This window comes from Prochlorococcus sp. G4PB16 (assembly GCF_059772465.1).
The window spans coordinates 1058161-1076000 of record NZ_CM186289.1 but is presented as its reverse complement, the minus strand read 5'-3'; the positions used below and the strand labels follow the sequence as shown (position 1 = coordinate 1076000).

Genomic DNA, 17840 nt, shown 5'->3' with positions numbered 1-17840 from the left:
GGTTGGGGAACAAGTGTTTTTAACTTAGACGAAGTTGTTTTAATTAATAGAGAATAATTAAGCGGCAGTTTTGTCTTTTAGAGACCTTAAATATCTCTTTCTTTGACCGCTACCTTCTACTTCAAAATGCCATGTAGATTTTTTGTTGTCAGTTTTTTTTAAGTTAACGCCAGGATTGCTAGTGCTGAACTTCTTATTAATCGGTGTATTCATAGGTGTATTAAAGCACATTTTCTAATTCTTTATGGTTCGGTCGTTACTTTTTCTCTCGTAAATAGCTAAAAAAAAGAGGCCCATTTGGACCCCTCTTTAAAATTAAAAACAATTTTGACTTTTACTTAGGCAATTCCTCGATTTTTATATGGGTCATCTCTGAAAGGCTGTGCTTCAAAACTTGGAGGTGAGTTATCTTTATAAGGATGAAATAGAGCATTACCCATTGAAATGAGTAATTCTTGAAGCCAAAGAATTGTTTTTTTCATTGAGTCCTCTGGTGGTACATAACCATACATAAGTTATTTGGAATGTTTATACATCAGTAAAAATCCCTCTTCTTGAATTTTTAATTTTCTAGCCAATAGCAATCAAGTAGCTTTCGAGCATCTATTGGATATCAAGAACTGTAACCTTATCCGAATCCTTGAGGTGCCGTTTTTGTCCGAACCTTAAAATCCCAAACCGTAACTCCTCCGTTTGCATTTATTGCAGCCAAGGCAGTGTCATCAGGATGCCAAGCGATTTGGCTTACAAGGTCACCTGCAAATGCACCACCAACTGGATCACCCTGACCATCGTTTTGGAGAAACCAAGAAAAAACTGAACCATCTCTTGCTCCAGAAGCTAAAAGCATCCCGTTGTGTGAGAAAGCAAGGCATGAAATGGGCTCCGTATGAAGCATTAACTCTCCTGGCACAGTGCCCTCAGGACCATCACCTTGAAAACTCCAAACCGTCACTCGATCACTACCCCCGGTAGCAAGGACTGTGCCGGTTTGATCAAAAGCTAGATGGCTTGGTTTACCTGGGTAGCCTGTCATCTCTGAATCTTGATCAGTTGAACGACGCCAGAAGTGAACAGAATTATCCTGACTGCCGCATGCCACTATGTCTCCATCTGGACTAAGCACCATAGATACCAGTGAGCCTCGCCACTCCAACTTTTGATTGATCTTGTCGCTTACTACATCAAAAAAAGTTACTTGGCCGTAGCATGCTGTGGCTAATTCATTGGAATTAGACCAAGAAATCGCGCTGACAGTGCTGGGATGCTCCTCTGATCGCCAATATTCTTGACCGTTTTCATCAAAAACATAGACGTATTTAGTAAAAACTACTGCTAAAAATTTTCCGTCTGGGGACCACTTGATGTGTTCAACCCATCCTTTACCAAGTTCCAAATTTTTAGTTGATTTACCCTCTTTGCTTTCCCATATACACACATGTCCATCCTGGCCAGCAGTTGCGAAAGTATTTCCATCTGGATGAATAGACATTGCTAGTAAACCACCTTTATGTATGTCTTTTGATTGCCAAATGAGCTTTCCAGATTTCCCCTCAAATGCGTAAAGCCCGCCAGCAACATCACCTACTAAAAAAGTTTTACCTTGTAGTGCCCAGCCGCAGACAATCGCATAGTCTTCAACTTGAGCAGACCAACCTTCATGAAGCATTCCCTTTGGACTAAATGCTTCTACAGCAGACATTTGTCAAACTCTCTACTCATTTCTGCTTCATCAAGATTTCTACCGATAAAGACGAGTTGATTACGACGAGGTTCATTGCCCCATTCTTTATCAGGTTGTGCTGTGAAGAGCATGTGTACTCCTTGAAAAACTATTCGCTTAGATTCACCCGCATAACTAATGAAACCTTTAGTGCGAAATATATCCACACCTTTCTCAGACAAAAGTCGACTAAGCCATCTATTGAGTTTCTCCGGATCTACATCACCGTCTCGCTCGATAGCGAATGAACCTACTTCGTCATCGTGTTCGTGTTCAGCTACCCAAACTCTCTCAGCAATTGGAGAAATTATGGAAATTTTTTGAGCACTATTTTTATCGTCCGCAGTTGAAGTTTGTACTTTAGTTAATTTCATATTAAATTCTTCGGCTGTATGTTGAGTGAATAGACCTATATCCCTTGCTTTATCAACATCTATGAAGAAGGACTTCGTCCCTTCGGATTGAAGTTGAAGGCTCACATGCTTACCGAATGGAACCATATCCCCTGGATTCATAAGTTGTTCTTGTTCTGCGTAGAGTCTTACGCATGATTCAGCACCTGTGTTAAGAGCTGTCTCGTCTTTGCCTTGGTCTAATAACTGGACGAGAGACATTGTGGGGTCTGGACCTTCTTCGAGCGTAAGTTCATAGCGACCTTTTTCAAGTGAAAAAACACCTGTCCACTCAAATGGGTATTCTGGTTCAAGAAAAGTTGGACGACGCTGAAGTACTTGATCTAGATCAAAAGCACTTAGATTTAGCACAGTATCAATTGAGACGTCTGCTTGTTTACTGCGTATGACACGAGCCATACGATTCATATCGCGTAGCCGTGATTCTAAGTTGTCGAGTGATTCATCTGAAACTAGATCAGTTTTATTTAGGACAAGGACGTCAGCAAAGGCAACTTGTTCCGAACTCTCATCACTTCGACCAAGTTGTTGCTCTATATGGGCTGCATCAACAAGTGTGACTATTCCATCAAGTGAAAACTCCTCACGGATTTCATCGTCCATAAAGAATGTCTGAGCGACAGGACCAGGATCAGCAAGGCCAGTAGTTTCAACTAATACATAGTCAAATTTGTCTCGCCTCTTCATGAGGTTTCCAAGTACACGAATAAGATCACCCCGGACGGTGCAGCAAATGCAACCATTCGACATCTCGAAAACCTCTTCATCAGCATTGATGACTAATCCCTGATCAATGCCAACTTCACCATATTCATTCTCAATAACAGCTATTTTTTTACCGTGTTCTTCGCTCAGGATTCGATTGAGTAGGGTTGTTTTGCCAGATCCTAGAAAACCAGTCAGTATTGTAACTGGTACTTTTTGCGTGTTGCTCATTTCTTTAATTAACGATGCGAACAATGAGTGCTATCAAGAGAAATATCAGTTAGCCAATTCTTTTGGATACCCAACAATTCAAGTGATTTTAATTCAAAGTCATCAAGCTCGTGATAGTTGTAAGGGACTTTGAGTCTTACTGTAAGCTTGCTATTCTCTTTTTTTAGCGAATGATTTGAAAATTGAAGTTCTTTTAGATTGGCATCAAAATCAGTTTCGACAGTAAGTTTTAATATCTTATCTTTATCCCATGGTTGTTTATCCATGAAACTTGCCTGGTCTTCCCAGTGTTGTTTGTAAACTTTATATCCTTTAGTTGGAGGCATTTTTTTATGCCGTCTACTTTTAAAAATGTAGACGGTATCGTATCTGTAAAAATTAAGGATTAATTAAAGTATTCCATTTACCCTCAAGTTCATCTCCCTCTTTCTCATCACATTCTCCACCAAGTGAATTAACAACTGTGCATGTGTTGTGTACTGCTACTGAAACAGTATTCCCTTCTAGCATTAGACCATCAACAAAGATTTGATTTTTTGCGATAGGAGTGGAAGTTTGTCTGCTGAGGTTTTTCAATAGCTTTGAAGGAGGCTTTTGCTCAGCAAATAATACATTTACGTTTTCTTCTTTAAGCTCGGATATTACTGTTGAAATGGTTTCTGGTCTAAGACTGGAAGAATCACCAAGAACATCTAGTAAGCTCATGGTCTTCAAGCCAAATGCATCTCCATAATATTCCATCGCTTTATGCTTAGAAACGATAGTCCTTTGATTGCTAGGAATCGTGGCAACTTGTTTTTGAGTCCATAAGTCGAGATCTTCCAAAATAGAATTAACAGATTGAGTTCTTTCTTTTAAAACTTTTTTTGTTTCTCTATCAAAAAAGGAAATTTTCTTATTGATATTTTTAGAAATGACATTTCCCATCTTGATGATGTTATGTGGATCATGCCAGACATGAGGATCTAAGCCACCATGATCATGGTGATGATGATCACCTTCATCTGGGACTTGAGCTATGGGTTCAACATCGTCGCCTGCGACATCTTTAAAGAAATGTTCATCGGCCTCAAACTCAAAAGGCATGTGCTCAGTAAAGAATGCATATTTACCAGCTTTTTTGATATTGACAGTAAATGATGTGACGTCTTTTTTATCGTTAAATGTAAGAACATATGCCTTTTCCTGAGCAATAAGCTTGTCATTATTGCGTTTAACTTCTGAATCTTTGGATCCTAATAATTCTTCTGCAAGCTCTTCTGATGCTTCAATATCACCAGAATTGAGAATAACCATTTTCATTGCAGGATCAGCATAGTCTCCATCAACTTTGGCAAAAGACCATTTGTATGTTCCTGCTGAAAGATCAAAAACACCAGCCCATTCAAAAGCTCCATCTCCATGGGAATCGCCATGATCATCGTGGTCATCATGATCGTCATGCTTAGCAGCTGAATGATCGTCATGATCATCGTGGTCGTCATGATCGTCTATTTCTATTGCACTTACACCAACGACAACAGTTAAGGGATTATCTAACCATTTTTTAATTGCAGGGGTCATCTCTGAACCAAGAGTAAATACTTGATTTGCACTTCTCAGGGTTTGAGCTTGTCTTGGAGTGATCTTGACATCATGAACGTCTTGCTTTCTGTCAATTAAGCAGGTTACGGGCGTTGAGGGTGGTGCAATCGCAGAGACAAGATCACAAACTAACGGCTCTACAGCAACAATTGATTTTGTATTTGCCTGCGCTGCCTGATTTATTCCAGAAATTAAAAATGCTCCAGCAACAAGAGAACTTTTGAGAACTGTTTTATTGATTAGGGATTTAGATTTTTTTGACTGATTTGAAAAATTCAACATTAAAAATATCAATTTAAGTAAAACGATAATCATTTTCATTCACTCATGGCAAGTGTATTATGTTTCTTGTCAGCAAATCCTTTAATTGATGCCTAGCTTGATTGCTGAAAATCTGACATATTCTTATTCGAGTAAAAATAAACCTGCTTTAAGCAAGGTTTCTCTAAAGCTTGAGCAAGGGACTTTGACAGCTCTTGTTGGCCCGAATGGTGCTGGTAAGTCCACATTGTTGAGCTTGTTGCAAGGTAGTAGCAAGCCAGATCAAGGGACAATTACTGTTGACGGAAAACCATTGAGTAATAATAGATCTCAAGTGGCTTTAATGCCTCAGAGGGGAAGACTGAATTGGAGTTTTCCAATTACTGTTGAAGAATTAGTTGCTTTAGGTCGAGTAAATCATTCTAAATCGACTTGTTGTGAATTAGAAGCTGCTCTTCAACGTGTTGGAATATCTCATTTAGCAACAAGGCGACTTGATTCTTTGTCTGGAGGTCAGCAACAAAGAGCATTACTCGCCAAAACCTTGATGAATCCTGCAAAAATATTTCTACTTGATGAACCTTGTTCCGCATTTGATCCCCCTGCAAAAGAAGATTTCCTATTAATCATCCGTCAGTTAGCTGATTCGGGACTGACGATGTTCGTTAGTAGTCATGATTGGGGGACGTCCTTAACTGCCTATGACAAAGTTGTTGTTCTAGATAAGATTATTTTGGCTTCTGGCAACCCTGAAGAGGTTCAGAAAAAACTTAGTTCAATTAATTACCTGAGATGGAAACTATAGTTGTGATTAATATTTATCAAATCTTATCAAGCATTCAATTCTTGGGAACAATTTTGGCAAAGGCCAAAGTATTCAAGAGTATGAAACAACAACTCAAATTTTCTAGAGGCTTTTTGGGGCTCATGAATTGTTTTGACGGGACATCCCTTCAATGGAGTAGTTTCTCCGCAGCTGACGCAAGTTAAATGATGAATATCTCTTTCAACTGGGGCATAAAGGACCTCGCCGTTAGGAAGGTGTCTCGAGCGGATCAAGCCTTGCTTTACTAACGATTGAAGGTTCCTGTAAACAGTCGTCAGCCCCATTGCATTGTCGCCATTATGAAGTTGTCTATGCAGTTCTTGTCCACTCAATTCATCAGTACAACTTTTCAGTTCATTGAGAAGTTGTTGCTGTCTCTTTGTGATTTCAGGTTTGCTTTTCTTCATTCGCAAGATCTTAATTGGATCTTTCTAACTGACAATACTGAATCATTAGCTTAATGTCTTTTATCAATACCAATTGGTGGATAATTCCTTTTCTTATAACTTGTTTCTCAGGAGTGCTCTGCCCGGCTATGGGAACTGTATTGATCACTCATAAAAGGCTTCTTCAAGTTAATTTAATTTCTCACTGCGTTTTGCCAGGACTTGCCTTAGCTATGGCGCTTGGAATTGACCCATCTATTGGAGGAGTCTTAAGCGGATTAGTGGGAGCTATTGCAGCAGAAAGTTTGACAAATAAAAAAAATCAAAATTATGAAGCTGTAATGAATACAATTCTTGCTGGTTCGATGGGACTTGGTGTTTTGCTTATACCTCTACTTGGAATCAGGATTGATTTAGAAGCTGTTTTATTTGGAGATTTATTAACTGCAAATTTGAGCGATTTATTAAGAACTTTGATTGCGTTCTCGGCATTTATTTGCCTACTGATTTTTGGTTACGACAAGCTTGTTCATATTGGTTTAGACCCAGAGGGAGCTGCTTCAAGTGGTGTTAATGTGTCTTTTTTAAATTTAGCTCTGGGATTTACCACTGCACTTGTCATTGTGAGCTCAATGTCAGCAGTCGGGGTCATCCTTGTGATTGCGTTACTCTCAACTCCAACTTTGTTGGGGTTACAGAAAGCAAGATCTTTAAAGATTGCGATGGTTCGATCTTCCATGTGTGGATTAGTTTTATCGACCATTGGTTTTTCTCTGGCTATGTTTATGAATTTGCCTCCAGGTCCACTTATTAGTGTTCTTTGTGTGATTTCATTGATCTTGCTTCCCAAGAATAATTAGATCAAGAAATCTCAAAATAATAACGGTTTGATTGTAGTTTGAATAAAATCGGAAATATATGATTGCTAACTCGTCCTTTTATTGATCGAATCATGAAGAGAACGCAACTCAATGTAAGTATTGACCCAAAACTTTTAGAAAAGATTAAAGAGAGTGCCAGGGTATCGGGCAAGTCATTGGTTAGTTATGTTTCTGATTGTTTTGTTAATCAAGTAAAGAACCTTCCTGTTGAATCGATAGATTCTCGATTTCAAATGATTGAACAAAGGCTTCAATCAATAGAAAAGAAACTTGACTTGCCTAATTATAAAAGCCAAAGAAAATCACCTTTTACATCTCATGAATTACAGAATTTTAATGAATTCATCAAAGCTGTTTTCAGAAAAGAGTTAAAGAGGAAGGGATATAGATCAACTAAAGAAGCATGGAACGATTTTATAAACCATATAAATTGCTTTGAACAATGGAATGAGACATGTTCTTTTAGGCTTAAAGAGTCTCTTTTTATTGAACATGCTGATCCTTTAACAAGCGAAGAAATTAATCACCTTAAAGAAGGACAAGTATGTCCTCAACCAATTCGAACAGGGATAATTAATTGGATAAACAATTCAGATAGAGGAGAATGTTGTTGCTCTGATAAAGGGTTCCCTTCGCAGCAACAAATTTGCGAAAAGGGTTCAATACTAGTCGAAGACATATATTCTTAGATCAATTAAGATCACTTTTCGAAAGTTAATTAAATACTAAATTGTTGAAAATAGGGGAGATGTATTTGATTTGTTTCTAGATATATTTACAAGACACTTATACAACAACTTTAAATTTTAATAACTTCAAGATTAATTTGGGTTGATATGGATTGCACAAGGCATCCACAATTTTCCCATCTTATGTACACCAACGCATCCGAGCTTTTTGGCTTCGATCTCTGCCTGAGCTTTAGTTGGATATGAATATATATTTTTTGAAGACGGAGAATTAGAACGATTGCTTGACTCTTGAATGGCATTATTTTCTGGACTCCATACCTTTAGTCCCATGGTCGTTATTCCCGCAGAAAATATTCCCATTCCGACTATGGAGGCATTCAATACGCCCATGGCTACAGCGCCAATAGAAACGACACCCATGGGAACAATTCCAATGCTAACAATCCCCATGGGAACAATCCCAATGGAAATGAATCCAAGTGGCGCTATTCCAAATGCAATTTTTTTTGGCTTGCTTCCACAATGTGAAGGCCCTTCGGTATCTTTTTGGTCGCTACTATTTAAAGCTGTCATTTATTGTTCCAAAATTTAGTGATGATGGTGATGTCCATCATGTGACTTGTTATTGTCTGCCTCTGCATTGGCAGCATGACTTTTACAAGGCATCCATTTGTCTCCCATTCTATGAGCTCCAGAGCAATTAAAATTTTTTGCTGCTTTTTCGGCCTCTCTTTTTGTGTCAAAAAGAGAGGGACTGACTTTCGTCTGAGAATTATCTGAACACCCTATAAGTGAAAAACAGACAGAAAAAATAATTGTGGAGAACATGAGCTGTAGTTTGTTCATGTTTCTAGTTTTATCTAGTATTCCTAGTTTTTAGCTTAATTAACTGAAGAGATTTGTCATTAATGATTGCTCAAATTCTAGAATAAACATTTTGATCAAACAATCCAAGGCTTCTTTAATTACTTATTGCAGAACTTGTTTTTGATAAAAAATGGCTTTTCAACGTCCCTCTAGCGAAGATTGAAAGAACAATTAATTGTATCTAAAAGCACATATTTTGTGCTTTTTTTACTCCAAGAGCTAATTTCGCCCTGAAAACATAGTTTAACTAGCTTAGCTAGTGATTTGATCTCGATGAGGCTCTTTTCGCGATTACTCTTGTTTCCTGTTGCTTTAGGCTTGATGGCTCCAATGGCTGTTGAAGCAGGAGGTGGTGATCATAAAAGTCATCACGATCACCATGATAGTCGCATGAAGATGGGGGATTTATACCCTTCGACAATGCTTATGGGTAAAACGACTTTTGTTTTGTGTGGAGTAGATGGCGTAAGCGATTCTGGAATGGGTGGAATGTCTACTTCTAAGGACAAGGATGGAACAGTTTTTCATTACGATACAAAGCTCATGTTTCTGACCTGTTTCACCGGTCAAGACATTCTTAAAACGGCTTTTCGCATAGCTAATTTTGGGATGATGGAGCCCTTCGGAATGATGGGTGAGGCAAGATTAGATACTGCTTTTAGTAGTAGTGATGCGTTAGACCTTCACAAGGCTTATTACCAATTCCCTGTTGGAGACGATATTCAAGTAACTTTTGGCCCCAAGCTTCGTCAAGATTATTTACTTGGTGTGTGGCCAAGTGCTTACCCAGGCGATGGAGTTTTATTTGTACTAAACCAGGCAGGAGCCAATGATACTTATTCCCAAAAAATGGGAGCGGGTGCTGGTATTACTTGGTCCTATGACAAATTAGTTGCTTCTGCACTCTTCGTTTCAGAAGACGCAGTAAATTCTTCGATTGGCTTCTTAGCTGATGAAGGCAAAGATCACATAACAACTCAGTTGGTATGGGTTGATGAGAAATTTACTCTTGCAGCGGCCCATACCCAAGCGGATAACGGGAATACTGATAATTCTCCTGATGTGAATGATTACTCTTCTTATGGAATTAGTGGTAGCTATCAATTCGGAGACGACTACAGCTTGAGTGTTGGTATTGGTTGGAAGAATCCTGAAAACTAGGATAATCCTGATACTGCAATGAATAAGGTGGAGGATTGCAAGACATGGTCTGTTGGCTTCCTATAGAATGATGCGTTTATTGAGGTAAATAAGTTTGGATTTGGTGTTGGGACAGCCGAAACTCATAGAGATTACAGTGGTTATGATGATCCTTTGGCTTGGGAAGCTTTTTATGATTTCACTGTGAACGATAGCGTCACAGTTACTCCAACTATATTTGTTATTGAAAAAGATGGCAAAGAAGATTTTAATGGAGCTTTGGTAAGAACTTCTTTCAAGTTCTGATATTAATTTCAGAGGTTTAGTGTTATTAGGGAATATTAAGTGACTCATTTTCATTGATTCCAAAATATAATTTTTTAATTTTTATTAGTTAGTTATCTAGAAAAAGCTGTTTACTGTTGTCTGATGAGTTAAAAGAATTCATGTTTTAGGCTTGGATCTTGTCTGAAATCTCTCACTATTAAATTCAACTGCTGCAATGGATTTCTTTGAAGCTTCTCGATTTCATTAAACTTTGGACTAGCTTTAACCTATTAGTCCACGTTCTTAAGCCACATCTAGACTGTCTTTTGCATGAGCAAGAAACATCACAGCTTTTACTTGGATGGAAGGAACGATTTATAGTTAGTACTTGTCTATGATTCTGATTTTGTAAGAAGTTAATATTGCCAATGAGTATGAGAGATTAACTTGCTCCTTTTTACAGTGGTTTCCATCCTTTATACTCAACTTATGAGCACCCATTGTGTTAGGGTCTCTTGGTTATTGATTTAAGTAAAGACTGCTTTCTATTTTTTCATACAAATATTATGACTTTAAATGCGACTGATAAAAGTGTTAAAGAAAAGATATCTTTCCAACTAACATCAGAAATTATTCGTCATCGGCTGAGAGAAGATGGTGCAAGATTTCATGCGAATGATAATATTTCAGATTACATTTTACCTGGAGAATTTGATACTCTTCAAGAAGAAGTTGAGATGCGTGTAAAAGAATTACTTAAGTCGTTATTAATTGATATAGATAATGATCACAATTCTCAAGATACTGCGAAAAGAGTCGCAAGAATGTACTTAAACGAAGTTTTTAAAGGTAGATATCACAAACAACCTAATGTTACGGATTTTCCTAATGCTAGGAATTTAGATGAAATATATACTTTAGGACCAATAAGTGTTCGCTCTGCTTGTTCACATCATCTCGTCCCAATTATCGGTGACTGCTGGATTGGAATTAAACCTGGAGACAAAGTTATTGGAATATCAAAATTTGCCCGTGTGGCTGATTGGGTATTTTCGAGACCACATATACAAGAAGAAGCGGTGATGATTCTTGCTGATGAAATTGAACGCTTATGTGAGCCTAAAGGCTTAGCAATTCTTGTTAAAGCTAAACATTTTTGTATGTGTTGGCGAGGAGTTAAAGAACCTAATACAAGTATGATTAACTCAATAGTAAGGGGAGATTTTAGGCATGATCCTAGCTTGAAGCAAGAATTCTTTGAGCTTGTTAAACAGCAACCTAATGGCTTGGCTTGTAATTAGTTAGTAATAATAATTACTGTCATTTTTTCATAGAATCCGAAGGGCTGGCTAATGTAGTTTTTATACTTGGAAATTTACATCTGAAAGATTTTAATTTTTCAGGTGTAAAAAACATTTGAAAAATTAAGCTATTGAATAATTTTGCTTATGCCGATGAGTGGAATCGAACCACCGACCTACTGGTTACGAATCAGTTGCTCTACCCCTGAGCTACACCGGCATTAGAATAAAGTTATCATCTTTAGATTTTTTTTTGAATAACTCTAATAAGCCTGGTTCCGATTTGGACCCTAATTTAAGGGCTAGACTTTTGAAGGAGACTAAAAATCCTTATCGGGGCTTGAGAAGAGCTGTTTGGATAGCACTCTTTGGGTCGGCGGCTCTAGGCTTATTGATTATGGTTACTAATATTATTGCGGGAGATACTGTATCTATCAATGATCTTGCAATTCAAGCCTCAGCATTAGTAATTCTTGGCTTTTTATTGTTTAAAGACAGGAGTAAGGAAGAAAAAAATTGATTAGTAAGTGAAGCTAATTAGTTAATTTTCTTCTTTGAGTAACAAGCTTGAAGGCTTCTATTTGATCTCCTTCTTCCCAATTTGCAAAACGATCACAACCTATTCCACATTCGAAACCTGTTGATACATCTTTGACATCATCTTTATTTCTTTTCAGTGAATCGATATCGCCTTCAAAAACGATTTGCTTTCCTCGTTTAACTCTTGCTCTGCAATTACGTTGTATTTTTCCATTTGTTACATAGCAACCAGCAACGGCACTTTTGCCAATTGAGAATATTGCTCTAACCTCAGCAACCCCTAAGGCTTCTTCAATCATTTCGGGCTCTAGTAGCCCCTCCATAGCTAATTGAATATCTTCTAAAAGTTTATAGATAACCTCATAGTCTCTTACGTCAACACCATTCGCATCAGCTGCGCGTTTGGCACCCGGCGCCATTGAAGTGTTAAATCCAACTATGACGGCTCCAGATGCGGCTGCTAAGTCAACATCAGTCTCAGTAATTTCACCTGGAGCTGATAGCAATACTCTTACTTGGACTTCGTCTTTGGGAAGCTGTTCTAGAGAACCAAGTATTGCTTCTAAACTTCCTTGGACATCTGCTTTTAGAATTATGTTTAATTCTTTTAGTTCGCCTTCACTTGCTTGGCCAGACATGGAAGAAAGTGATACACGTCTTGAAGCCATTTGCTGAGCAAGTCGCGCTGCTCGAGCATCTGTGGCACGTTCTCCAACCACTGATCTGGCGGCCTTTTCATCTGGGTACACCTCGAACTCATCACCGGCTGTTGGTACTTCACTGAATCCAAGAGCTTCAACAGGACAAGATGGGCCTGCTTCTTTAATTCTTGATCCATTTTCATCTACCATCGCTCTTATTTTGCCAAGCACGGGACCAGCTGCTACTACATCTCCTGACTTGAGGGTACCGTTTTGAACTAATAATGTTGCAACAGGACCTTTCGCTTTGTCTAAGTGAGCTTCTATAACTGTACCTTTTGCCAATCTATCTGGGTTGGCTTGTAAATCCTCTACTTCAGAGACCAACAAAACCATTTCTAAAAGTTTATCTATGTTTTTGCCTTTAATTGCACTAACGGGAACCATGACTACGTCTCCTCCCCATTCCTCTGACAATAAGTCTTGCTCTGATAATTCTTGTTTTACTCGGTCGGGAGATGATCCTTCTTTATCAATTTTATTAATCGCTACAACAATTGGAACCTTTGCAGCTCTTGCATGGCTTATAGCTTCAAGGGTTTGAGGCCTTACACCGTCATCAGCGGCTACAACCAAAATCGCAACATCTGTCACCCTAGTGCCTCTGGCTCTCATTGCTGTGAAGGCTTCATGGCCAGGAGTGTCAAGAAAAGTTAGTTTTCTAGTAGATCCATCATGTTCAGTTTCAATTTGATAAGCACCAATATGTTGAGTTATACCTCCAGCTTCTCCTGCCGCTACCCTCGCTTTTCTAATGGCGTCTAATAAGGATGTTTTTCCATGGTCTACATGTCCCATGACTGTGACAACGGGAGGCCTTTTGATCAGGTGTTTTAAATCTCCCTCTTCAATCATTTCAACGGTCTTCTTTGCAGCCTCTTCAACATCATCTTGAAGAACAGGTACCCCAAATTCCTCCGCAACTGTTTCGATTGTTGCTAGATCTAGCGATTGAGTGACAGTGGCAATAATTCCTTTAAAAAATAGTGATTTAATAATTTCAGAGCTTTCAACGCTCAACATATCAGCAAGTTCTTGAACAGTTAGATTGTCCTCTGGAACAACAATCATTTCAGGTCTTACAAGTTTTGCTTCTCTTGCTGCCCTTAATTCCATCGCCCGTCGTCGTTGCCTCTGACGAGTTGTTTCTTTCTTACGTTTTTTCAGAGCAGTTAAAGGCTTCCCATTGTTTCTCTTCCCGGATTTAGGCTTCGATGGTCGAGCTAAGCTCGCTGAGAGAACTACTGCTTGTTGCTCGCCTGCAAATCCGCTTGTTTCTGCAGTTAAAGCATCATCATTTTCTCCAATGATGTGGACTTTTTGACGCTGTTTTTGAGGCGATTTATTTCTTAAAGCATCCAGCTTTGCACTGTCATCCCAGTCAGGCCTCCCTGCCCTCCTTGGTGCTGTGGCAGTACCTCCTGGCCTATGAGCTGGCTTTCTTGGGGCTGCTGGGGTAGGTCTGTTAACTGGTGCCTTTGCTCCCGTTGCGTTTTCTCGTTTAGGTCTAGGACTACTTGTTGGAGAGTCAGCTTTTCTTTGAGGAGCATTTGGTCTGGCTTGAGGCTTTTGAAGTTGCATCAATTCACTTGGAGCAACTGGTTTTCTCATGCCAGATGGAACCCCTGGACGATTATTAGAGCGGTTTGGACCACCAACTGTCCTGGTAGGTACGCCAGGTCTATTTTGCCCTCCGCCTCGATTGGCAGATCCAGAGCGAACTGGTCCACTTACTCGGTTACTAGACCCAGGAAAATTTTGTCCCTGAATAGGTCGATTGGCTGCTCCACCTCGATTAGGAACTTGCCTATTTGGCGACCCAGGGCGAGTTGGCCCTCCTCCCCCTGCTCTCTTATTAGAACCAGGTCTATTTGATAATCCTTGACGATTTACAGATGCTGGAGGTTTTGGAGCTCCAGGTCTGGATGGCATTAATGGTTTTTTTCTTGCCTCGTTAGTCTGGGATTTATTTACTGGCTTTTCTCTTCGTATTGGTGCTCCTACAAGTTCAAGAGTATTTCCTTTGGTTGGAGGCTTGGGTGCCCTTGAAGGTGCGTTCTGTTTGTTTTGATTTTTGATTTTTTGGAAATTACCTGGACTAAATTTTTCAGAAGGAATTCCACCTTGATTATTTCCTGTTCTTGGATTGAGCCTATTGACTTCTATTTGTTTTTTATCCTGTATATTTATTTTTGGTCTACTTGGAGGTGCTAGTGGCCTTTTCGGCTCCTGACGATAATTAGGTTTTTCTTGATTGGTTGGCTTTTTAGCAGATTCTGAAATTAGGGTTTGATTGTTGACATTGTTATCTTTTTCTTGCTTGGTAAGAGGTATTTCTCTTTCTATTTGTGGCTCTGGCTTAGAAATAGATGGTTTTAATTCTTTTCTTGGCTTTGGAGGTAATGGTTTGTTTGGTTTAGAGGGTGCGGTTATTTGTTGTTGTTGAGAAAGTTTGGCTTTTTGAATTTTTTGGTTATTTGTGGGAGTTGATTCCTTAGCTTTAACTAAAGTTTGACTTGGTTTTAAAGGGACATTTAACTTTCCTTCTGAAGGCTTAGAGGGAACAGGAGGATTTTGATGAATTTCGGGTTTGGCGTTCTTTTGTGTTTTGGTAGGACTTTTTTTTACGGAAAGAATTTCTTTATCTAATTTCTTACTAGGTTTGCTTGTGGTTTTTAGACTATTGCTGTTTTTTAGAAAATCTTTGATTTGATTTGCTTCAAGAGTGCTTATTGAACTGCTATGGCTTTTTGCAGCAATAGCAAGTTTTCGAGCTGCATCTAGCACATCTTTATTGTCAAGGCTTAAGTCCTTGGACAATTCATAAATTCTGATTTTGCCGCTGCTGGTCATTAATGTTGTTCTTGAACTTTAGATTTGGTTTTTGAGTTAGTAGAGTTCTCTTAAAGAACATCATGCCTCAGTATCTGAATCAATGCAGGTATTAAGTTCTTTTTGGAGCATATTGAAAACGCTTGAGTGAATATCACATCTCAAGGCTTTTTGTAATCGTTTACGCTTCAAAGCTTCTTCAAAGCATGATTCAGTTGGACATAGATAGGCTGATCTTCCCATCCCGCCCGAGAGAACTACTCCATTCTGAAAATCCCTAGTAACTTTTAAAAAATACTTGCGATCAAGAACTTTTTTGCAAGCTACACATCTACGCAGAATGGGACTTTGACTCACCGGGTTCCTTCCTCTTGTGTAATTATTTTATCTTCAACAGTAAGAGATTCTTCTTTAATTTCTTCAATATCACTTTCACTAGATTCAGTTTCTGTTTCATCAGTTTCCAACTCTGATAATTGGTCGCCTTGAAAGTCTTCTTCGTCTTCTGGCAAAGGATAGAGCTCTCTTAATCTTGCGTCTTCTTCTGCTCTAGCTGCCTGTTCTGCCTCTAATCTTTGCTCAGCTTCTCTTTGTAATGACTCTTCTTCTTCTCTTTTGGAAATTAATTCTGCGACCTCAGAATCTTCAGTTGCTTGATCATATTCCTGTGAATTTTTGATATCTATTTTCCATCCTGTAAGCCTTGCCGCAAGCCTTACATTTTGTCCTTCTCTTCCAATTGCAAGGCTAAGTTGATCTGGAGGGACTAGTACATGGGCATGCTGGCCTTCCGGATCCACAAGTCTTACCACTTCAACTCTTGCAGGACTTAATGAGTTACATATGTATTGAACAGGGTCAGAAGACCAACGGATTACATCTATTTTTTCTCCGCGAAGTTCATTTACTACTTGTTGAATTCGTGATCCTCTGGCACCAATACATGCACCAACCGGGTCTACTTCTCTTTCAATACTGTCAACAGCTACTTTTGTTCTTGGACCTACTGCTCTTGAAGGTGGATTCGCTTCACGAGCAACAGCAACAATACGTACTGATCCTTCTTGTATTTCAGGAACTTCATTTTCAAACAAATAAACAACCAGTCCTGCATTTGATCTGCTTACAAAAAGTTGAGGTCCTCTTCTAGGGATTTCACTAACTTCTTTTAGAAATACTTTGAATGTGGCATTTGCTCGATAATTATCATTTGGCAATTGATCTCTTCTAGGAAGCTCTGCTTCTACTTCTGGTCTCCCTAAGCCTGAACTTACTGCCATAATTACTGATTGCCTTTCAAATCTGATAACTCTTGCAGTGAGGACTGGATCTTCTAAATCAGCAAATTCCTCTTGAATCATTCTTCTTTGTTGATCTCTAAGTTTTTGGGCTAAAACTTGCTTGGTTGTAGCCGCAGCCATTCGTCCAAAATCTTCTTTTTCAGGCGTTACATCTAGGACAACGGTATCTCCAACTTGAGCATCATCGGCAACTTGCATAACTTCAGCTATTGCTATTTGATGATCATCACTCTCAACATCTTCCACAATTATCTTACTTGCCAAAACTCTATAGCCCTCTTCTTCTAAATCCAAACCAACATCAAAGTTACTAAAATAATCTTCTTCAAAAGGATCTTCGCTGATACCTAAATAAAGAGTTCTTCGATATCTTTCATAACCTTTTAGAAGTGCTTCTCTTAAAGCAGCTTCGACAACTTGTGAAGGAAGCTTTTTTTCCTCACTAATGTCTTCAATTAAGTTATTTAAACCTGGGAGTAAAACAAGAGCCATCGATGATGGGATATAGAGATGAGAATGATTGAATTAGATAGTTGATATCTAGATTTAACCTGAAGGTGTTGTGAGTCGGACTTGAATAACGTCCTCGACTGGGATTCTGAGAGTCTTCCCCTTTTGATTTACATGTAGTTCATTATCTGTCCTTTTTAGAAGCAAACCATTAGTTTGTTGTTCAATTTTTTTTAAATCCTGATAAGTAACTTCTATTGGAAAGCCTTTAAAAATTTGAAAATCTTTTTCGCTAGTTAAGATTTCACTAATTCCTTCGCTACTAATTTCAAGAGTGAAAGGTTTATCGAGGATAGAAGATTTCTGAATAGCTTCATCAATATCTGCGCTTAAAATAGAGCAGTCATCAATAGTAATTTTTTTGTCAGGATTTTTGTGTCGAATATTAACTTGAATTGATAGCGGATTTAAGTGACTGATCATCTTAAACCCAGTTACATTAAAGCCAAAATTAGTTGCTGACCTTGCTGTAAGAATTTTCAATTCCGTAACGGTTTGATTAGACAAAAGGCAGAGTCGACGTCGGGCAGTAGCCCGAGCGGTTTTAAGATTTGACCCGCCCCTATTTAAAGAGGTACCGTCAGGCAATTAAATATTACTAGATAAAGGTTTCGGTTACCTCTAAAATCAAGTTATTCTTTTTTTTATTTAATTACTTTATTGTTTTTTAAGGGATTGA

Annotated in this window: 19 protein-coding genes and 1 tRNA gene; 6 read left to right on the top strand and 14 right to left on the bottom strand. The window is 38.6% G+C overall.

The window, feature by feature from the left end; genetic code table 11:
- Positions 1 to 57: 57 nt before the first annotated feature.
- The 6 genes from AC6EIZ_RS06365 to AC6EIZ_RS06340 form a co-directional block, all read right to left on the bottom strand.
- A complete protein-coding gene (locus AC6EIZ_RS06365) occupies positions 58 to 213 on the bottom strand; it encodes a hypothetical protein (RefSeq protein WP_498509766.1) in 156 nt (51 codons plus the stop codon).
- A gap of 125 nt (positions 214 to 338) precedes the next feature.
- Positions 339 to 482 (bottom strand): hypothetical protein, encoded by a 144-nt coding sequence (locus AC6EIZ_RS06360; RefSeq protein ID WP_011295192.1) that lies wholly within the window; start codon positions 480 to 482, stop codon positions 339 to 341.
- Between the two features lie 146 nt (positions 483 to 628).
- Positions 629 to 1702, bottom strand: coding sequence for a WD40 repeat domain-containing protein (locus tag AC6EIZ_RS06355; protein WP_498509765.1), 1074 nt, complete (start codon positions 1700 to 1702; stop codon positions 629 to 631).
- Positions 1690 to 3072, bottom strand: a complete 1383-nt coding sequence (locus AC6EIZ_RS06350) for a CobW family GTP-binding protein (RefSeq protein ID WP_498509764.1) — start codon at positions 3070 to 3072, stop codon at positions 1690 to 1692. Before AC6EIZ_RS06350 ends, AC6EIZ_RS06355 begins: the two co-directional genes overlap by 13 nt.
- A gap of 8 nt (positions 3073 to 3080) precedes the next feature.
- Positions 3081 to 3398, bottom strand: a complete 318-nt coding sequence (locus tag AC6EIZ_RS06345) for a hypothetical protein (RefSeq protein ID WP_498509762.1) — start codon at positions 3396 to 3398, stop codon at positions 3081 to 3083.
- Between the two features lie 52 nt (positions 3399 to 3450).
- Positions 3451 to 4938: a metal ABC transporter substrate-binding protein gene (locus AC6EIZ_RS06340; protein WP_498509760.1), complete on the bottom strand. Its 1488-nt coding sequence runs from the start codon at positions 4936 to 4938 to the stop codon at positions 3451 to 3453.
- Between the two features lie 88 nt (positions 4939 to 5026).
- Here AC6EIZ_RS06340 and AC6EIZ_RS06335 point away from each other — a divergent pair, with 88 nt between their 5' ends.
- The gene (locus tag AC6EIZ_RS06335; RefSeq protein ID WP_498509758.1) at positions 5027 to 5722 is read left to right on the top strand and encodes an ABC transporter ATP-binding protein; all 696 of its coding nucleotides are present in this window, start codon (positions 5027 to 5029) and stop codon (positions 5720 to 5722) included.
- Between the two features lie 26 nt (positions 5723 to 5748).
- On the opposite strand, the gene AC6EIZ_RS06330 is transcribed toward AC6EIZ_RS06335, so the two are convergent.
- Positions 5749 to 6150 carry a Fur family transcriptional regulator gene (locus AC6EIZ_RS06330; protein ID WP_498509756.1) on the bottom strand — a complete coding sequence of 134 codons (402 nt, stop codon included), beginning with the start codon at positions 6148 to 6150 and terminating at the stop codon, positions 5749 to 5751.
- 53 nt (positions 6151 to 6203) lie between these two features.
- Here AC6EIZ_RS06330 and AC6EIZ_RS06325 point away from each other — a divergent pair, with 53 nt between their 5' ends.
- Together AC6EIZ_RS06325 and AC6EIZ_RS06320 are read left to right on the top strand one after the other, a co-directional pair.
- Entirely contained in the window at positions 6204 to 6989 is a 786-nt protein-coding gene (locus AC6EIZ_RS06325; protein ID WP_498509754.1) for a metal ABC transporter permease, read from the top strand.
- Between the two features lie 92 nt (positions 6990 to 7081).
- Positions 7082 to 7699, top strand: coding sequence for a hypothetical protein (locus tag AC6EIZ_RS06320; protein WP_498509752.1), 618 nt, complete (start codon positions 7082 to 7084; stop codon positions 7697 to 7699).
- A 132-nt stretch (positions 7700 to 7831) separates the two neighbouring features.
- Here the strand turns inward: AC6EIZ_RS06320 and AC6EIZ_RS06315 are convergent, their stop codons facing one another.
- Both AC6EIZ_RS06315 and AC6EIZ_RS06310 read right to left on the bottom strand, forming a co-directional pair.
- Positions 7832 to 8275 carry a DUF3721 domain-containing protein gene (locus AC6EIZ_RS06315; RefSeq protein ID WP_498509750.1) on the bottom strand — a complete coding sequence of 148 codons (444 nt, stop codon included), beginning with the start codon at positions 8273 to 8275 and terminating at the stop codon, positions 7832 to 7834.
- A gap of 15 nt (positions 8276 to 8290) precedes the next feature.
- Complete coding sequence (locus AC6EIZ_RS06310; RefSeq protein WP_498509748.1) at positions 8291 to 8548, bottom strand: DUF3721 domain-containing protein; 258 nt, start codon at positions 8546 to 8548, stop codon at positions 8291 to 8293.
- A gap of 294 nt (positions 8549 to 8842) precedes the next feature.
- On the opposite strand from AC6EIZ_RS06310, the gene AC6EIZ_RS06305 reads away from it, so the two are divergent.
- Together AC6EIZ_RS06305 and folE are read left to right on the top strand one after the other, a co-directional pair.
- On the top strand, positions 8843 to 9730 hold the full coding sequence (locus AC6EIZ_RS06305; RefSeq protein WP_498509746.1) for a porin: 888 nt from the start codon (positions 8843 to 8845) through the stop codon (positions 9728 to 9730).
- 812 nt (positions 9731 to 10542) lie between these two features.
- Positions 10543 to 11277, top strand: a complete 735-nt coding sequence (gene folE / locus AC6EIZ_RS06300; protein WP_498509745.1) for a GTP cyclohydrolase I — start codon at positions 10543 to 10545, stop codon at positions 11275 to 11277.
- Between the two features lie 148 nt (positions 11278 to 11425).
- On the opposite strand, the gene AC6EIZ_RS06295 is transcribed toward folE, so the two are convergent.
- Positions 11426 to 11497, bottom strand: a tRNA-Thr gene (locus tag AC6EIZ_RS06295).
- A gap of 33 nt (positions 11498 to 11530) precedes the next feature.
- Here AC6EIZ_RS06295 and AC6EIZ_RS06290 point away from each other — a divergent pair.
- On the top strand, positions 11531 to 11797 hold the full coding sequence (locus AC6EIZ_RS06290; RefSeq protein WP_498509743.1) for a DUF3493 domain-containing protein: 267 nt from the start codon (positions 11531 to 11533) through the stop codon (positions 11795 to 11797).
- Positions 11798 to 11810: 13 nt separating this feature from the next.
- On the opposite strand, the gene infB is transcribed toward AC6EIZ_RS06290, so the two are convergent.
- From infB to AC6EIZ_RS06270, 4 genes are read right to left on the bottom strand one after another with little or no spacing between them, the layout of a single operon-like run.
- The gene (gene infB / locus AC6EIZ_RS06285) at positions 11811 to 15371 is read right to left on the bottom strand and encodes a translation initiation factor IF-2 (protein ID WP_498509741.1); all 3561 of its coding nucleotides are present in this window, start codon (positions 15369 to 15371) and stop codon (positions 11811 to 11813) included.
- A 60-nt stretch (positions 15372 to 15431) separates the two neighbouring features.
- Entirely contained in the window at positions 15432 to 15707 is a 276-nt protein-coding gene (locus AC6EIZ_RS06280) for a YlxR family protein (RefSeq protein WP_498509739.1), read from the bottom strand.
- Positions 15704 to 17143: a transcription termination factor NusA gene (gene nusA / locus AC6EIZ_RS06275; RefSeq protein WP_498509738.1), complete on the bottom strand. Its 1440-nt coding sequence runs from the start codon at positions 17141 to 17143 to the stop codon at positions 15704 to 15706. The genes AC6EIZ_RS06280 and nusA overlap by 4 nt, the downstream gene beginning before the upstream one ends.
- Before the next feature lie 54 nt (positions 17144 to 17197).
- Positions 17198 to 17749, bottom strand: a complete 552-nt coding sequence (locus AC6EIZ_RS06270; protein ID WP_498509736.1) for an LSm family protein — start codon at positions 17747 to 17749, stop codon at positions 17198 to 17200.
- Between the last annotated feature and the right edge of the window lie 91 nt (positions 17750 to 17840).